At 50.6% G+C, this 16,791-nt stretch carries 13 protein-coding genes; 9 read left to right on the top strand and 4 right to left on the bottom strand.

The genetic code is table 11. The annotated features are described in order from the left end of the window. The first annotated feature begins 51 nt into the window (after window positions 1-51). The 7 genes from DESTI_RS16155 (at window position 52) to tnpC (ending at window position 8,865) form a co-directional block, all read left to right on the top strand. On the top strand, window positions 52-564 hold the full coding sequence (locus DESTI_RS16155) for a TRAP transporter small permease (protein ID WP_014811036.1): 513 nt from the start codon (window positions 52-54) through the stop codon (window positions 562-564). Next, window positions 564-1,835: a TRAP transporter large permease gene (locus DESTI_RS16150; RefSeq protein ID WP_014811035.1), complete on the top strand. Its 1,272-nt coding sequence runs from the start codon at window positions 564-566 to the stop codon at window positions 1,833-1,835. The genes DESTI_RS16155 and DESTI_RS16150 overlap by 1 nt, the downstream gene beginning before the upstream one ends. Before the next feature lie 191 nt (window positions 1,836-2,026). Then, on the top strand, window positions 2,027-2,590 hold the full coding sequence (locus tag DESTI_RS16145; protein WP_041287235.1) for a UbiX family flavin prenyltransferase: 564 nt from the start codon (window positions 2,027-2,029) through the stop codon (window positions 2,588-2,590). Between the two features lie 243 nt (window positions 2,591-2,833). Further along, the gene (locus DESTI_RS29005) at window positions 2,834-3,670 is read left to right on the top strand and encodes a PRC-barrel domain-containing protein (RefSeq protein ID WP_014811033.1); all 837 of its coding nucleotides are present in this window, start codon (window positions 2,834-2,836) and stop codon (window positions 3,668-3,670) included. Between the two features lie 381 nt (window positions 3,671-4,051). After that, entirely contained in the window at window positions 4,052-6,115 is a 2,064-nt protein-coding gene (locus DESTI_RS29000; RefSeq protein WP_014811031.1) for a sigma-54-dependent Fis family transcriptional regulator, read from the top strand. A gap of 538 nt (window positions 6,116-6,653) precedes the next feature. Next, window positions 6,654-7,127 carry a hypothetical protein gene (locus DESTI_RS16125; protein ID WP_014811030.1) on the top strand — a complete coding sequence of 158 codons (474 nt, stop codon included), beginning with the start codon at window positions 6,654-6,656 and terminating at the stop codon, window positions 7,125-7,127. Window positions 7,128-7,488: 361 nt separating this feature from the next. Then, window positions 7,489-8,865, top strand: coding sequence for an IS66 family transposase (gene tnpC, locus DESTI_RS16120; protein ID WP_014809758.1), 1,377 nt, complete (start codon window positions 7,489-7,491; stop codon window positions 8,863-8,865). Window positions 8,866-9,135: 270 nt separating this feature from the next. Here the strand turns inward: tnpC and DESTI_RS16115 are convergent, their stop codons facing one another. Continuing rightward, window positions 9,136-10,575 (bottom strand): IS1182 family transposase, encoded by a 1,440-nt coding sequence (locus DESTI_RS16115; RefSeq protein WP_014808019.1) that lies wholly within the window; start codon window positions 10,573-10,575, stop codon window positions 9,136-9,138. A gap of 418 nt (window positions 10,576-10,993) precedes the next feature. Between DESTI_RS16115 and DESTI_RS16110 the strand changes: the two genes are divergently transcribed. Together DESTI_RS16110 and DESTI_RS16105 are read left to right on the top strand one after the other, a co-directional pair. Next, on the top strand, window positions 10,994-11,512 hold the full coding sequence (locus DESTI_RS16110) for a helix-turn-helix domain-containing protein (RefSeq protein WP_014811029.1): 519 nt from the start codon (window positions 10,994-10,996) through the stop codon (window positions 11,510-11,512). A gap of 197 nt (window positions 11,513-11,709) precedes the next feature. Next, window positions 11,710-12,264 (top strand): flavodoxin family protein, encoded by a 555-nt coding sequence (locus DESTI_RS16105; protein WP_014811028.1) that lies wholly within the window; start codon window positions 11,710-11,712, stop codon window positions 12,262-12,264. Between the two features lie 283 nt (window positions 12,265-12,547). On the opposite strand, the gene DESTI_RS16100 is transcribed toward DESTI_RS16105, so the two are convergent. The 3 genes from DESTI_RS16100 to xsc all read right to left on the bottom strand — a co-directional run bounded on the left by DESTI_RS16100 (window position 12,548) and on the right by xsc (window position 16,418). Next, window positions 12,548-12,937, bottom strand: a complete 390-nt coding sequence (locus tag DESTI_RS16100; protein ID WP_041286253.1) for a hypothetical protein — start codon at window positions 12,935-12,937, stop codon at window positions 12,548-12,550. 114 nt (window positions 12,938-13,051) lie between these two features. Then, complete coding sequence (locus tag DESTI_RS16095; RefSeq protein WP_041286252.1) at window positions 13,052-13,984, bottom strand: uroporphyrinogen decarboxylase family protein; 933 nt, start codon at window positions 13,982-13,984, stop codon at window positions 13,052-13,054. 697 nt (window positions 13,985-14,681) lie between these two features. Then, window positions 14,682-16,418 (bottom strand): sulfoacetaldehyde acetyltransferase, encoded by a 1,737-nt coding sequence (gene xsc, locus DESTI_RS16090; RefSeq protein ID WP_014811026.1) that lies wholly within the window; start codon window positions 16,416-16,418, stop codon window positions 14,682-14,684. Between the last annotated feature and the right edge of the window lie 373 nt (window positions 16,419-16,791).

Here is a 16,791-nt window from a genome sequence, read left to right as displayed (position 1 = left end):
GCGCATGATCACAACTCTTCACCCATGTTGAGACAGAATAGAGAGGCTGCTATGTCGTCTGCTCTAAAACTCACTAGGTCGTTGATGAGAGTGTTGGACAATGTCTCCGGTTTCTTGTTGGTAGTCATAACTGTCATGGGATTTCTCAATGTCGTAATGCGTTACTTGTTTGCTCGACCCATAGCCTGGATGGAAGAGATGACCGTTCTGAGTATGGTCTGGATGGTGTATCTTTCACAGGGTATGCTGGAGAGTGAAAATAGTCAGTTGAGAATGACAGTTGTGTCCAGACTGTTCGGCCCCAAACTGCAATTTCTGGTCAATACAATCAGGACTGCCCTGACGTTGTTCATATTCGGTTATCTCCTGATCTCCGGATGCGGAGTCATAACCAACAACTACAACTTCAAGACCTGCACTCAGGCCCTGGGGTTTCCGATTTGGATAGCGTTTCTGGCCCTTCCCGTAACGTTCATCATCATCATGATTCCGCGTATTTTGGACCCCGCGGTCAAGTATGGGGACGAACCTCCGGTAGTCAATTGTGAGAAAGGAGGTTCATAATGATCTGGGGCGTTGTGATTCTCTTCACCTGTTTAGTCCTGGGGTTTCCCATTTATTTGGGGCTATTGGCCGGTGGACTCTATATTCTGGTCATCGCTTATCACATTCCTGTTGATATGGTCGTTATCGGCCTATACGACGGCGTGGCAAAATTCACACTTCTAGCCGTTCCCTATTTTCTCCTGGCTGGAGCTCTTATGGAAAATAGCTCCATCTCCCGCCGCCTGGTGGACTGCACCGTTCCATGGCTGGTAAGGGTTCGCGGAGGTTTTCCCATTGCAGGAATAATCGCCAACGAAATCTTTGGTGCAATTTCCGGGTCATCCGCTGCAGCAACGGCCACCATCGGCCGGGTAATGTTTCCAGAGATCACAAAGACCAACGGTGAAAGATTCGCTTTGGGCCTTTTGACTTCAGCAGGGGCTCTGGCGATCATCATGCCTCCCAGCATCAACATGATCCTTTTCGCCACAGCCACGAATGTCTCTATTGGTGCACTGTTCCTGGCCGGAGTGGTGCCCGCAGCTATCCTGGGGGGGTGTCTGGCTGTGTACATTTTCCTTGTCAGCCCGCGACCTGATGTCTCTCAGCGTTTTGATTTGAAAGTGGCCGTTCATAAGACGATCCAGGGTTTGTCAGCTCTCAGCTTTCCGATTGTAATCCTCGGAGGCATCTACACGGGAATCTTTACTCCGACGGAGGCAGGGGCGTTTTCGGCTGTCTACGCTTTTCTTCTCCCCGCCGTTCTGTATCGTGAACTGGGCTGGAAACAGATCGTGAGCAGTATCAAGGACACCACAAGGCTCTCTGCTCAGATTTTTATCCTCATTGCATCCAGTACCGTTTTTTCTCAAGCGCTGACTGTGGCCCGTGTTCCGGATATGCTGGTCCCTCTTGTGGGTGATCTCGGCCAGTTCTGGTTCCTGGTGATACTGAACCTGGTACTTCTCATAGTAGGATGCTTTTTCGATCCCACTTCGGCTGTGCTGGTTCTTGCTCCGGTGGTGGCGCCTATTGCCAATGCTCTGGGAATAGACCTGCTGCATCTGGGCATTGTCTTCACGATCAACCTGGCCATAGGCATGTTTACTCCACCTTTCGGCCTTAACCTGTTCGTCATGCAGAGCATTTTCAAGAAAAGGCTTGAAGAGATCGCCCGGGCTATACCTCCATTCTTCGGAGTCTTTCTTGTGGCGCTCGTAATTATAACGTATTTCCCGCAGCTCTATCTGTGGCTTCCCAGGATTTGGCTAGGGCACACCGGGCAGTGATCCGGGAGTTCGGGGCTGCAATAAAACAACAACGTACTGCAATAAAACACGATTTGTTCTGGGGTGACTCGGAACGCCTGAAGATGTCAGGTGCGAGCAACTTTTCTCGCACGACGCGGGCATCAGGAACCTGCTCTTTGTTCTAAACGGTGACTCAGACACAGCGACGAAAAAGCATGAAAGGGAATATCTTGCAGAGGATCATAGTAGGAATCAGTGGCGCAAGCGGAGTGATCTACGGGGTAAGGCTCCTGCAGGTTCTCAAAGAAATTGAGGACATTGAGACACACCTCGTTCTTACCCATGGCGCTCGTATCACAATGAATCTGGAAGGAACTCTGCCTCCTGAAGAAGTAGAGCAGCTTGCAGACCAGGTCCATGCTCCGGAGAATCTTGCGGCTCCCCTTTCCAGCGGCTCCTTCAAAACCGAGGGAATGATTGTGGCTCCGTGTTCCATGAAGAGTCTGTCCATGATTGCGCTTTCTCTCAACGATAATCTCCTTGTGAGAGCTGCGGATGTTGTGCTCAAGGAGAGACGGAAACTCGTTCTCATTCCAAGGGAAACACCTTTGCATTTGGGACATCTCAGGGCTATGACTGCAATTACGGAAATGGGTGGGATAATCCTTCCTCCCGTGCCGTCATTCTATCATGGACCCCGCACCATTGCCGACATTATAGACCAGACTGTTGGAAAGGCATTGGATCAGTTCGGAATTCCTCATAACTTGTTCAATAGATGGGGTGGAGGATGAGAATTTTCTTTTTTTCTCAAATCTCCGTGCTGCTTCAGCTCTTCCGATAAGAATACAGAGCTCACTTGTGAATTATATCAATGCATTTTCATATAGCGTCAGTCTCATGGACTGGACTGCATACGGTGTTGACTCCCTCTCCAGGAATATACAACGTTATGTAAGATAAAAGGGCAATTGTTTATCTCTTCGAGCGAATTGATGAGCCCCTTTGTTGTCGTTCATCAAATTATGGAGTAGACAATGAAAAGAATAGGTCTATTATTAGTGCTCCCGCTTCTGGTATTTCTGAGCACGCAAGCTTCGGGCCAGGATATGATAGTGATCGGCAAGATGGTGAAGAACTCCCAAGGGGTCACACTGGGTAAAGTACAAAACGTAGTGCTGAGTGACCGGGGATGCGTAGAATACATTGTTCTTTCAGGAGATTTCTCTGGGGCAAGAGGTCGCTATTATCCGGTACCCTGGAATATCGTGAGAAGCTCTTCGGGCGACACGCTCGTCACGGATATCGACGTCACGGTCCTAAAAGAAGCACCGGTAATTGAAACACTCAATGACGCTGCTCTCTCTCAATGGCGTCCGAGAGTGCACAACTTCTATGTTGAGCACAAAATGTCTGTCTCTCCCGAAAGGACTGGGGATCGGAGCGCACGAGAAATGACCCGGCAGCGGGAACAGGAGCAGGAAAAGAGCAGCAGCGAAATGGATCGCGATAAGAAGGATCTCAGATCCCGACAGCAAACTTCAGACGAGAGACAGGACAAAGCTCTCGAACGCAAGGACCAAGGAAGATGGCACGCCAGAGACATTTTTCGACCACAAGGAACCAATGAGTCTATGCGAGAACGTGCTCAAAAAGACCGAGGTCCTGAAGAAATGGGCCAGGGAAAATCTGTAGATAAACCGGAAGTTGGAAGAGAACGGTCTCGTACCGACGCACAGATGATGCATAGCGAAAAGCGTTCGAGAGAAACTCAGGCTGATACGAAAGGTAGATTCTCAGAAACGAATCCCAACGTACAAAAGAGCCCGGACTTGCCCGGACGAGGTATGGGGTCGAGAGCAAATACGGAATGATTCGTGGCAAATCCCAATTATATCTGGCATTTCTCCTGATACAGCATTTCAAAAAGGAGAAATGTCAGATTCGCACAGCCATCCATTTCCATCCTGAATCTTTCAAAAAACGCCTTCTCAGTCCTTTTCGATACATTTTCAACGAGTCGCTGTTCGCGGATTCGTGCACGAGGGTTGCCTCCAAAGGCTTATCCCTATAAGATAGTACATCTTGCCATTCCCGGTAGCCGTTACACGAAATCATTGGATTTTACACCATTGACTTGCTATGGTACCCGAGTAAACGGATCGCTTTCGATCCACGGAAAGTAATTTCGAAACACTTGAGCGCCTCTCGGGAAGAGACTGGATGACCCGAAAAGGACGAGAGATCGGCAGATCATGACCTACGGATTACATCAAAATGTACTCGAGGCGACTTCTTTGGGAATGGCCGTATTCACGGCTGACGGTCAATGCATTTCCATTAACGAAGCGCTGTGCTCCATGATAGGAGCCGGTCGCGAAGAAGTCTGGCAACGCAATTTTCGGGAAATGGATTCATGGAAAGGATTCGGCCTTCTCGTTGATGCAGATGAAGTTCTGTCTACCGGCAGGGAAAAGCGAAGAGAAGTTCTTGTGGTGAGAAGCTTTGACAGGAATGTCTGGCTGGATTGCCGTTTGAATCGTTTTACCGACAATGGTGAACACCGAATTCTGCTCATCGCAAATGATATCACCCATCAAAAAAGTATGGAGGAAGGTCTTCGAAAGAGTGAGGCAACTCTGAGAGGTATTTTGTCACTCTCTCCCGTGGGTATCGGACTGACACAAGACAGGCGCATAATATGGGTGAACGAGTCCTGGACCAAAATGTTCGGATTTCAGAACAGCCACGAATTCTCGGGAAAGAGCGCAAGAGTTTTGTATCCTTCAGAAGCAGAATTCGAGCGAGTGGGCAGGCTGCTCTACAAAAATGGTAAGGAAATTGCCCAAACTGATGCGAAATTCGTCAAACAGGATGGTACCCTATTTGACGGGCATGTAAGGATAAAGATTCTTGATCCAACCGATCCCGGCAAAGACACCATAGCTGTTATCTACGATATAACGGACCGAAAGAGCGCCGAAGAGGCTTTGCGCGAGAGTGAACAACGGTTTCGCACCGTATTTGAAGGCGCGAACGACCTCATTTTCATCAAAGACCTTGATATGCGTTTCACGCATGTAAATCGGGCAATGGAGCGAATCTTCGGAGTTGATTCATCACAAATTCTGGGGCGAAAAGCAGAAGATTTTTTCGGAGAAGAAACCGGGAAGCTCATCAGGGAAGCAGACCTCAGGGTTCTCAAAGGGGAATCCATTGAAGAGGAGCAGTCAAGGACTTTGTTCGGGGTCCGTCTGACGTTCCATGAGGTGAGAACACCTCTCAAGAACGATGCCGGTGAGGTGGTCGGGATTTGCGGCATCTCACGGGAAATCACCGATAGAAAAAAGGCACAGGTCACCTTGTCCCCTCCTGAGCCGGAGCAATATCCCTCTTCAGCAATGCGCGAGACCATGCGGACTGCTCGCTATGCTTCCGATTCGGACAGCCTCGTGCTGCTCCAGGGTGAGAGTGGAAGCGGAAAAGATTACCTGGCTCAATGGATTCACGACCATTCCAGGAGATCCAGCGGTCCTTATTTTTCGCTGAATTGCGCTGCAATATCGAAGGAATTGGCGGAATCCGAACTCTTCGGTCATGAGGCGGGCGCTTTCACTGGTGCGAGAGCCCGCAAGAAAGGGCTCTTGGAATTGGCTGAAAGTGGCACATTATTGCTCAACGAAATTGGTGAGTTGCCGCTCCCCTTGCAGGCGAAGCTGCTCACGTTTCTCGATACCAGGGAATTCCTGCGTGTAGGAGGAGAAAGGGCGGTTCATGTCAATGCACGGCTCATTGCTGCCACTCACCGAAATCTCGAAACGGAAGTTGAAGAAGGCCGGTTTCTATCGCCCCTGTACCACCGTCTCAACGTGTTTACGATAACCATGCCGCCATTACGAGACAGGACCGAAGATATTCCTATTCTGTTGAGAGAGATCATGTCCAAACTGGCGAAGGACCTACAGCTCACGGAACTTCCTCCCATCGACGCCGCAGGAATGAGAAGTTTCATGAGTTATAGCTGGCCCGGAAACGTGAGGGAACTGCGGAACGTGGTTGAGAGGGCCCTGATGTTGTCTCAGGAGGGCAGCCTGAATATCCTGCTGCCTTCCAACGATGAACAGTCGCTGAGAGTCTCTTTCGGCCAGGGCAAAACCTTTCAGGCCATAATCGATGAAATCACACGGTGGCTGTGTGAATGCGCCCTGGAGCGCAGCGGTGGTAACAAGAAGGATGCCGCCGATCTCTTGGATATATCTCGAGGAGCGCTCTACAGGTATATGAAGCGTGTAGGCATTTCGCGCGATAATGACACATAGTCTTGCATCCACGCGCGAAATCGAACATGACGCATGTTCCCATTCGGAAATATTTTCTTTGATTTAGGTCATGCGAGGTCGTTGTCTTCTAACTTTTGTTCCAACTTCGCGCGGAATAGAATTCTCACCAATTCCGGCATGCCCTGACATCGAATTTACACTGTGATATTTGTATAATTAAATCAGTAAGATAATTTTCGAGTCAATTCTCCCGTATTTGGCACAGAAAATGCTTTACAACTAACTAACCGAAGACGAGTTACCGGCGTTGAAACGCCGTCATTGGGGCCTGAGGTGCCGCGAAAAGACCTCTTGTCCATTGTGTTAGTAACGACCGTTTCGGCTATCAAGAAAACACTTTGATTCGAGCACGAGAGCGGCACCTCCAGGGCCTCAAAGCAACACGTCTGAAAAGACGTTCCATTATAGCTGTTTGTAAGGTCTCAGTCAGCTAACGGTCCTCCACACATAATTGTTTGCAGGAGCAATGCTATAGACCGTCTTTTAAGATAGCATTACAGCGGAGAGGAAACAAGAAATGATGCAATTAGTGCAATGGAAAGGAGCAGACGGAGATGCATTGCCCTCGAATTGGAATGATTTTCGGAAAGAATTGGATGAACTATTGCTTCGATTCTTTGGAGAAAACCTGCCTGTCTCGGCAATCATTGTAGCAGCCTTTGATCGAGCAGGCGAAAACGAAAACGGGGAAGGGAAAGATTTCGAAAATTTGAGTGCAACTGCCTTCCAAAAACTGTCTGCTGCAAATGTGCGAAGACTGACGGGAATGGATGTTATACGAGCCCTGAGCGATCGAGATCTTCGTTTTCTGGACGATTTCTCTCGAGTGGAGCAAGCCATCGGGTACTTATCGAACAAGGAGGCGCTGGAACTCAAGCAAGCACTGCAAGAAATGCTCCCTTGGCTCAAAGAACGATTTCAACGGCTCGAAACCCTTGCCGCAGTGACAGAAGAGCGTTATTCGGCTTTGAACGATCATCTGAGTGTCTGATTTCATTGTGATTTTGTCATGCAGGCTAGATAAACATATACGATGCTCCCTCTACCTCCGATGCAAATCCGGGAGTGAATTACACAACCCCTAAAAGTGATCCCGGAACCTTCCTTGGGGTATCCGTTACCCTCACGCTGCAAGAGGGTTGAGTACTTCAGGGAAAACCGAGGAAGCCCTTCTTATAAGAAGGGTTTCCCTCTCCATATATAGCTTTGAATGTGTGTCTTGCCGGGTAAAGCTTCAGTTTCGAGCGGTAGTTTGAGAAGAATTTTATTTTTGGGGTTAAATGGTTCTCGCGTTCGGGTTTGAGATGGGGTATAGGCTTGGTGGGTGAAACGCTTGTTCAGGTGATGATGGGATGGGCATAAACGGTTGTCCGGTTTGTTTGGAAAAACAGCGTTGCATTGACGAGTTAAAAGAAAAGATCCAGAGCCTGGAGGCTAAACTGCGCTATCAAGAGCGCAAGGCTCAAGAAGGATACTTCGGCTCTTCCACTCCCTCATCCAAAATACCAATCAAGAGGAACAGTGAACAGAAGGAGAAAAAGCCCAAAGGTGCGCGGCAGGGACACAAAGGTTCCGGTCGCAAGAGCCACGAGTGCGAGTTTGATTATGCGGTAGAAGTGGAGGCTCCAGATATCTGTCCCGAATGCGGGGGTATTCTTGAAAAGAAAGGGGTGGAAGAGAGGAGTGTCCTGGATACGCCTTCTCAAAAACCCGAACGAATAGTATTTCGCTTACCCAAAAGGTATTGTTATCGTTGTGAACGCACGTTTACTCCCCAGACTCCCGGGGTGCTTCCCAAGAGTCTTTACGGAAATCAACTCATTGCCAATGCCATGACGATGTATTACTTCTATGGTCTTCCCATGGGACGAATCTGTGAACAGACTGGAGTAAGCGAAGGAAGCCTGATGGAGGTATATCATCGAATGGGGCGACTTTTTGAAAGAGTTCCCCAGAAGCTCATTGAAGAATATCGACAAGCTCCTGTGAAACACGCAGATGAGACGAGCTGGCGCACTGACGGCAAGAACGGATACGTTTGGCTCTTCGCCACTCCCGATTTGAGCATTTTCCAATTTGGCAAGAGTCGCTCGTCCCAAGTAGCTCATGCAGTCCTCGGCAAAGATCGGCTACCGGGCGTTTTGGTTGTGGATCGTTACCGCGGCTACAAGAAAGCTCCATGTGAGATTCAATATTGTTACGCTCACCTTCTGCGAGATGTCCAGGATTTGGAAAAAGAGTTTCCCGAAGAAGCAGAGGTCTCAACTTTTGTGGCTGTTGTGGCTCCTTTACTTGCACTCGCTCAGGGACTTCGCAGCCAACCGATTACGGATAAGCAATTCTATCGTCGAGCGGCTAAGCTTCGGACTGAAATTAAGGCCGCAATGGAACGACCGGCCCGCCATATGGGCATTCGCCGGATCCAAGGTATCTTCCGTGAAAATGAAGAGAGGCTCTATCACTGGGCTCGAGACCGAACGATTCCGGCAGAAAACAATTTAGCCGAAAGAGATCTGAGACCCACTGTTGTGGCAAGGAAGGTCAGCTATGGATCTATTTCTGATAACGGAGCCAAGACGCGCAGTATTCTCACAACCGTCCTCACCACCCTCAAGAAACGAGGTAACGACCCTGCAGAACAGATGAAGAAAACTCTCGATCAATTAGCAACGAATCTTAAGCTGGACCCCTATGAACTCCTCTTTCAAAGAAACGGCCCTCAAGAATAGCTATATCCATCACAATTGCTCCCGCGAATAACTGAAGCTTTACACTCTGTTGTATCCATTTAGTCATAGCCGGGCACACCCTGGAAGGGCGGCCCCAATAGTAGCCACGGGTGTCAGAAAGCGTCTCAAAACCTGCGCACTGCGGCGAATCACGCAAGCCGGACGGGAGGACCTGCTTCTGGGAAAAAAGCAGTCCCGTCAAGTGAAGATCAGGCGAGGTTCGATCCGAGTGTACTGTCCGTTATAAGGTCATGGTCTCCCTCCGGCTGCTTACGTGAATGCCACCTCGCCGGATACCCAATGGTGGTAGAGCTTCCTGAGATTTATGGTCGTGCAAATAAGGTCCCACTGGGCCTTTACGTTGTCGATTCCGGCCACGGTCCATCGCCGAAAGCTTAATGCGCTCTTGATCCAGGCAAACGGTGGCTCGATAATCTTCTTTCGAGTCTTCAGGCGCTCTTTGTTCTCTGGTTTTTCCCTCTTGCTGCGGTGTCGTTCTAGGGCCGCCTCGTAAACGCTGAGGTCTATGAGGCGTCCGTTCTTGCTCTTGGAGCATTTCCAGCGATTGGGACACGTTAGAAAATCCTTGCAGTGATACCTGCGAACCTCATTGTGGTTCTTGCCGTTAATTTTCCGCTGATGAAAAGGCAACAAGCGCCCTTCAGGGCATATGAAGCAATCACGCTCCTGATCAAAGACGAACCGGGATCGGTGATAGAGATCCTCATCCGCACCTCTCTCGGAAACAATTTCCCCTGACGATTTCCCGATAAGAATGCCGTATTCTCGCTCATGGGCCAGACCTATCTGCCCTGAGGAAAAATATCCCCCGTCCGCCACATTTTCCTCTGCCACAGCGCCCAGATTCTCTTTCACCTTGTCGAGCATGGGGACCAATTGCCCGTTGTCGGCCCCATCCGTGACCACATCTGCGGCCACGATAAGGCCGCTCTTTTGGTCGGCAACCGCCTGAGCGTTGTACGACAAGTCTTTGGTCCGGCGATTCTTCATAAAGCGAGCTTCCGGTTCCGAAGGGTGAACTGACTTCTTGTCCGATTCATCCAACTCCTTCAGAGCCTCTTGTATCCGCTGTTTCCGTTTCAATCCGTCTTGCATGGACTGCGGAAGGCGATACTCACCGGTCTCTTCCCGCTCGGCTCTCTCTATCTCAGTCATCGCATCGGCAATCGTGCGGTCCAATCTCTCCGAAACACTTTCCAGAAACCTCTCCAGGTGCTCACGACCCCGAGCCTTGTCGTTGGATGAGACGGCTTGGATCTTGGTCCCGTCCACGGCATGAAGAGCTAGACCGATCAGATCGGCCTTCAGAGCAACACGAATCGACTGTCTGAACAGATGCCTCAATGATTTCTTGTTCGCCTTGAAGAATCGCCATAAGGAATTATGATCCGGAGCATTCATCCCCGTCAGCCAAATCAGCCCCATATTCTCAAGGCAACCCTTTTCAAGCTTACGGGTACTCCTGATCCGATTGAAGTATCCGAAAAGCCACACCTTCAACAGAAGATCTGGCGCATACGGAGGACGTCCTGTATCGCTGTCGGGAACCTCGATTCCCAACTCGGACAGATCCAAGGAATCCACGAAATCTCGGATAAAGCGCGCCGGGTGATCCTTAGCCACCCAGTCTTCCACTGACGGCGGAAACATCAAGATCTGTTCGTAATCGGCCCGGATCTGTTTGCCCATGACAGCCTCGTGGTTGTTGAATTCCTCTCCTTTCTAGTACATCTCTTGGCAAATCGCGAGCCCAAAATGGAGTTTTGAGACAGTTTCGTCAACCCGTGGACCGCCCCACGCCCCTATGCATAGTTGAATGACCCTGAAAGGGTCCACCGATAGGCAATAATTTTCAAATGTCGTGGGTCGACCCCTTCAGGGTCTTGAAAACAAAAGACTTCCCGTATCGCTTCCGTGGGTTTGCACCCACGGCTACTGTTGGGTAGCCCCTATGGGGCTGTAGAAATCTCTACCCCGTGTAACTGAATGGTTACACTCTGTTCAAAAAAGTCCACTGAAGATTTACATTCGGTTGTATATTATAGTTGACATAATGATCACTATATAGTACGTAAAAGGAACGTCCGCATTTAAGAGGAGCTTCGCGATGGGCAAGTTCGACTTTTCCGTAATCCGCAATCTGCGCAAAAAATGGAGTCTCTCCGCCGAGGAACTGGCCAAACGGGCCGGGCTTACCCGAGGAACAATAGCGAAGATCGAAGCAGAAAACGGCAATCCGACCATAGATACTATTGAAGCTCTCAGTGCGGTCTTTCATCTGTCTTCAAGCGAGTTGATCCGGCTTGCGGAGGTGGCGCAATGTGAGGTTGCCATCACCAAGCCGTTCAAGAAGGGGCAATTTGAGGGTACCCACGTCTGGTTTCCGGCCTTTGAGATTCGTCACGTTCGAGCCCGGGTCGGCGCCCGAAAGGAATCGGATCCCAAACATCATGAGAACACGGCCGAAGTGTGCCTGGTGCTTTCCGGCAAGGTTAGAGTGACCGTAAGAGGACAATCGCACGAACTGACCCCGGGCTCGGCGCTGAGATTCAAGGCATTGCATGAGCACGAATATGACATTGTTGAAGAAGCCGAGATGCTGTTAATTCACCACAGTATGGTCTGATAGCGATACGGTTGTCGAAATGCGGCGTATTGGAGTGCCGTTTGCGGTGGACCTCAAGAGTCCCTCGGGGACGCAGGATCCGTATCGGAGGAGATTTCCCGCAAAAGGCCGCATAGGAGTCGAGTCTCTGTTCCTTGCGTCGAAGCACATTGGTATCAACGATAGTTTCGTGAGACACACGTCAAAGGAGGAAAGGAATGAAGGTCTTGAATATCTTCTCTACGGCAACATCCAACACCCAAAAGGTGGCTGATTGTATCGAAAAAGCGGCTCAGAGTCTCGGGCATCATGTTGAAACCGTAAGGGTCAGACAGAGCCTCGATCCTGAGAGCGTAAACGTTCTGGATTACGATTTCGTCTTTGTCGGATCAGGGGTTTATGAGTGGCTTCCCAGCAAGGCTATGATGGAGTTCTTGTCGAAGTCCCTGAAGAAACATGTGAAGAACGATTTGATCAATGGTGACGTGAAACCAAAAGCGCCCAAGAGAGAGGGAAAGAAGGCCGTTGTCTACTGCACTTTTGGCGGAGGCCACACAGGTGTTAATGAATCGGGGCCGACTATGAAGTACCTGGGCCAGCTCTTTGATCATTTGGGTTTTACAATACTCGCGGAATGGCATTTCGTTGGGCAGTATCATGGGAATTTAGAGATGCTCAACAAGATTGGACGCATGGGTGACATTTCCGGCCGGCCGAACGAGGAGGACTTGCGCCACGTGACTTCCTTGACGTCTGCTATTCTCCAGGTGTGAGCAGGGAATCCGCCCGGGTGCAAGCGTTGATCGGGACAGCCGCAACCGCTCTGAATCACGTGGAAGGAGCTTTGGAGGAAAAGGCTGAAGAGCACTTTGAATGTCAGCGCCGAGGTCCATTAGATGCTACTGATGCTGTATTCTGATCACGAAACTCAAGGCACTGCATTCGATGGAGTTGATTTGGACGCCTGGGCAGCAAAATATAAGGATCGCAACGGGCGTCCTGGTTAGACTGTGAAAGGCCTAACCCAGCGACGCCAGCCTCGGGATGGGGAGATCGTCACTCTCGCCGTGTGTGTTTGCCCGCTTCAGCCCGCTCCAGATTGGCTGACAGATTGTCGAAGTCAAACCCCATATCTCGGAGCATCCTGATCCTGGTTGCCATTTCCTGGCTTGGGGCGCGGTCGGCCATGGCATCGATCAATTCTTCGTACTGCGGAATGATGGATTCGAAGAGTAGATCTCCCTGAATGGCTATGGTTGGAAGTACCTTTCCTTTCATCTCAAGGAATTTTCCGATGCCCTCTTTGTTCTTTATCGACCATTCCTTGTATTCGATTATGTCCTGAATCTCCTTGGGCAGAGCCGCAATGGATTCCATCATATAACCGCAGGCCGCACACTGAACGCTGTCCAGTGTGAGAACATCGATTTGTATTTTTCCCGACATCGCAACCTCCTATTTGATCATATGATGGGGATATTTTGCGAAGTAGGTGTTATACCACTCCACCGCCTCGACAACTTGATCCACGTGTTCCGCCGGAACATCGTAGGGCATGTCTCACCCTGGGGCAAAAACGTATCCCGTAGATCCTCCAGCGGCCAAAGAGGCGATCGCGTCTTCGCGCGGCGACACAATGCCCAAAGACAAAGCCAAGGTAAGCTTTAGGTTTCCTCCGAAGCCAACATTATGCTTGCGTGCCACATCCCTGACGTACGTGAGGTTCAACTGCTCATCAATCGCAAAGCCGTCAGTTCCTACTTGCGCCACTTCTTCCAGTACCTTCGTGGCGTCGCCGCATATAAAGAAGCTCGAGACCTTTCCCGCCTTTCTAGCCGCCTGGATGGCCGGTTGACAGGCAGGCGTCACAAATTCGCGAAACGTTTCGGGTTTGATCTGAGATGCCACAGGATCCGTGATCGCTATTACGTCACACCCAATTTCCTCGGCATAGATCCTGGCCGACTCACCTGCGACTTGACCGCAGAAATCTACGATTTCTTTCGCGAGTACCTTGTTCTTGTACACATCTGTGAAGATCCGAACTCCGCGCAAATGGCTGGCCAGGGTCAACGGGCCACAGAGGATGCCGAAGAGAGCGACATCGGGCATTGCGGCCTTTAGTCTTCTGCCGGCCTCAACGATGACTGGCCACCTACCATCTTTGGGGCCAGGTATCTTGATTCCGGATTCTACGAGGTTCTGTTTGTCGAGAGGGTGCCCTGTGATGGAAGGGGGGTTGTCCGGCCACCACTTGTGATCGCAACCCATAGAGATTGCTTCGACCGTCAGGTCGAACAAAAGCGGAATCCCGTCGGCTTTGTATCTCTCTGCGGTGAACATGACCCCCTCGACGATCAGATCAGGGTCTTGGAGATACTTATCGGCAGGCTGGTCGATCATGTGAGCACAATGCACCCCCGCATATGGAACCCATGGGACCTTCTCCGTGGGAAGTCCCTTTACGGCATCTATTACATCCTGTTTACCCATTTCGTTCTCCTTGAAAAAGCTCCAGGGTGACAAGTCTATGACTCATCTCCCGACGTTCGCGCTTCCTTCGGTCCGATCTGCGATTTCTAATGGCGATACTTGTAACCATTCAGTTACAGGGGGTAGAGATTTCTACAGCCCCATAGGGGCTACCCAACAGTAGCCGTGGGTGCAAACCCACGGAAGCGATACGGGAAGTCTTTTGTTTTCAAGACTCTGAAGGGGTCGACCAACGACATTTGAAAATTATTGCCTATCGGTGGACCCTTTCAGGGTCATTCAACTATGCATAGGGGCGTGCGGCTGTCCACGGGTTGACACCCGTGGCTACTATTGGGGCCGCCCTTCCAGGGCGCGCCCGGCTATGACTAAATGGTTACGCGATACCGCTAGTTCTTACTTGACAAGAAACACAGTCGCTGCCTAACGCAATTGATGGATTTATTTACATATTGTCTCCCGGCACGCAGGTCGGTGACTACCAATTTCGATGAATCGCTCTTCACAATCATCGATCGCTTTTGAGAATCACCGCAGGCCCCCTGCCACCTTCTCATGACAGGGGGTATTAAAAGAGCATCCTGGGATTCCGCTTTTAGTGAAGAGGTTTTAGGCGGGATTCAGAAAACCAGGAATGCCGTGATCAAGGAAGAATGTGTCAACTCCGCTCACGTGGAAATTGTTACTTCTGCTTCTATCACTCCGGCTTGACCGTCAAGTGTGCATACTTGGGAAGATACCGTAAAGCCGGCTGGAGAGCATCCCGCCTGAAGGGCTCGGCCAACACCGTCTTCCCACCCTGTTGAATGACCTCAATTACTGCCGGTTTGCCGCTCGCAATGGCCGCGTTAATGGACTCCTGGACGTCTCCCGCCTCATGTACTCTGTACCCTTCTGCGCCCATGTCCTTGGCGAGCTGAGCAAAATTCGGATTGCTCAGGAGATCCACACCTAGATAACGTTCATTGTAGTAGTCTACCTGGTTCTTTTTCTCAGCACCCCACTCGAAATTGTTGAACACCACGGCAATAACGGGGATGTTCTCTCTCACAGCAGTCATTACTTCAGAAAGACCACTTATTCCCCATGCGCCATCACCCTGGAGCGCGAAGACCGGCTTATCCGGAGCTCCTATCTTTGCCCCAAGGGCTGCTCCGTAAGCAAATCCGCAGTTGCCCCAGCTCAAAGCAGAGAGGTGCTGGCGAATACCGTTGAATTTCAGGTAAGCATTTGCCATGGAACACGTATTTCCGATATCCGTGGTGACGATGGCGTCCTTGGGAATGGCGGCGGAAAACTCCTTAAGAAAGCGTCGAGGATGCATCGGATTCTGGGATGATGAGGATGTGGCCTGGAGCTCTTCCTCCCAGTCGGCTTTTTCCTTCTTTACGTCTTCAATGCGATTGGTGTCCGACTTTCGGTTAGCATCCTGAGCTTTGAGCTTCAACAGGAGTTCCTGAGCGAATGCTTTGGCATCGGCCAGGATCCCCAATTCGACTCGCTTGCTGAGCCCGAGCACTCGGCTGTCAATATCTACTTGAACGATCTTGGCACCCTTCGGCCAATAGTCTATATCGTACTGGGGAAGTGTACCGAACGGACCGAGACGGCAGCCCAGAGCTAATACTACATCTGCTTTGGCTATGGTCCTCATGGCTGCTTTGGAACCGCAGTAACCTATCGGGCCGGTTCCCAGGGGATGATCGTACGGGAAAGAATCATTATGGAGGTAGCTGTTCACTACGGGTGCAGTCAGGTATTCAGCAAGCATCTTGGTCTCGTCAAGTGCATCACCCATGGAAACTCCGCCACCAGCGAGAATCACAGGATACCGGGCCTGTGACAAAAGGTTTGCTGCTGCTGCAAGCTGGCTTGCGGGACCGGCGCCTCTCAGTAGTTCCGGAGTTGTATAGATTTCGTCCTGGACGATTCCGTAAAAGTAGTCTCTCGGGATATTGAGCTGGGTAGGTCCCATCTCGGATTTGGCGATATAGAAGCAGCGGCGAGCCACTTCGGCCATGCGGTCGGGACGATTGAGTCGAACTTGGAATTTTGTGTTTGGCTGGAAAAAAGGTAACTGATCGATCTCCTGGAACCCGCCTGTACCTATTCCTTTGCTTCCTGTTTCCGGAGTGACTGCGACCACAGGGGAATGAGCCCAAAATGCGGCCGTGATCCCCGAAACAAAGTTGATCGCGCCAGGGCCGTTTTGCGCGATACATACTTGCGGTCTTCCCGTAACCCGTGCCAGTCCGTCGGCGGCATGAGCTGCAGCCTGTTCGTGAGCAACATAGACAAAACGGATGCCTGCCTGGGGAAAGAGATCCAGCACATCCATGAACGCGGAACCGACGAGCCCAAATACTTCTTTTACTCCTTCTGCGACCATTGTTTCGACCAGCGCCTCACTGGCCAACATTTTCATTGTCGTCATCCTCATTTCCTCCTGGTTGCTGCTCGAGCGTTTCTTTTAAAGAACGTATCGAGCGAAAAAACAGCCGACCTGTTTGCGGCGTGTCTGGGCAACATTCGTCATCGGCCAACCCGGAAGCGGCATCTGTCGCTGTGGAATAGGAAACCCGGCAAGTATGGGTCGATAAAGGGTTGGCAGATTCGTACTGTTCGAGCCTTCGATTGAAGGCACATATGTAGTGACTGGTGCAGGAAGTGTGCCAGCCGACTCGTCTGTTCGATTCCCGACGCCGGACGGTTCGCTTTTCACCGTGCTTGGAGGAGTTGACGTGACATCAATGAGATTCGATCATGCGCTTGAATAGAGGCACGTCATACCAATTTGCATTCAAAAT

Origin of the sequence: Desulfomonile tiedjei DSM 6799 (genome assembly GCF_000266945.1) — a bacterium.
Classification (GTDB): Bacteria; Desulfobacterota; Desulfomonilia; order Desulfomonilales; family Desulfomonilaceae; genus Desulfomonile; species Desulfomonile tiedjei.
This window is presented reverse-complemented; position numbering and strand designations above follow the sequence as displayed.

What these genes read in the sequence shown, in the direction of transcription:
- DESTI_RS16155 (WP_014811036.1), top strand. Translation starts at nt 52, where the DNA reads ATGTCGTCTGCTCTAAAACTCACTAGGTCGTTGATGAGAGTGTTGGAC.
- DESTI_RS16150 (WP_014811035.1), top strand. Translation starts at nt 564, where the DNA reads ATGATCTGGGGCGTTGTGATTCTCTTCACCTGTTTAGTCCTGGGGTTT.
- DESTI_RS29005 (WP_014811033.1), top strand. Translation starts at nt 2,834, where the DNA reads ATGAAAAGAATAGGTCTATTATTAGTGCTCCCGCTTCTGGTATTTCTG.
- DESTI_RS29000 (WP_014811031.1), top strand. Translation starts at nt 4,052, where the DNA reads ATGACCTACGGATTACATCAAAATGTACTCGAGGCGACTTCTTTGGGA.
- DESTI_RS16125 (WP_014811030.1), top strand. Translation starts at nt 6,654, where the DNA reads ATGATGCAATTAGTGCAATGGAAAGGAGCAGACGGAGATGCATTGCCC.
- tnpC (WP_014809758.1), top strand. Translation starts at nt 7,489, where the DNA reads ATGGGCATAAACGGTTGTCCGGTTTGTTTGGAAAAACAGCGTTGCATT.
- DESTI_RS16115 (WP_014808019.1), bottom strand. Translation starts at nt 10,575, where the DNA reads ATGGGCAAACAGATCCGGGCCGATTACGAACAGATCTTGATGTTTCCG.
- DESTI_RS16110 (WP_014811029.1), top strand. Translation starts at nt 10,994, where the DNA reads ATGGGCAAGTTCGACTTTTCCGTAATCCGCAATCTGCGCAAAAAATGG.
- DESTI_RS16105 (WP_014811028.1), top strand. Translation starts at nt 11,710, where the DNA reads ATGAAGGTCTTGAATATCTTCTCTACGGCAACATCCAACACCCAAAAG.
- DESTI_RS16100 (WP_041286253.1), bottom strand. Translation starts at nt 12,937, where the DNA reads ATGTCGGGAAAAATACAAATCGATGTTCTCACACTGGACAGCGTTCAG.
- DESTI_RS16095 (WP_041286252.1), bottom strand. Translation starts at nt 13,984, where the DNA reads ATGGGTAAACAGGATGTAATAGATGCCGTAAAGGGACTTCCCACGGAG.
- xsc (WP_014811026.1), bottom strand. Translation starts at nt 16,418, where the DNA reads ATGACGACAATGAAAATGTTGGCCAGTGAGGCGCTGGTCGAAACAATG.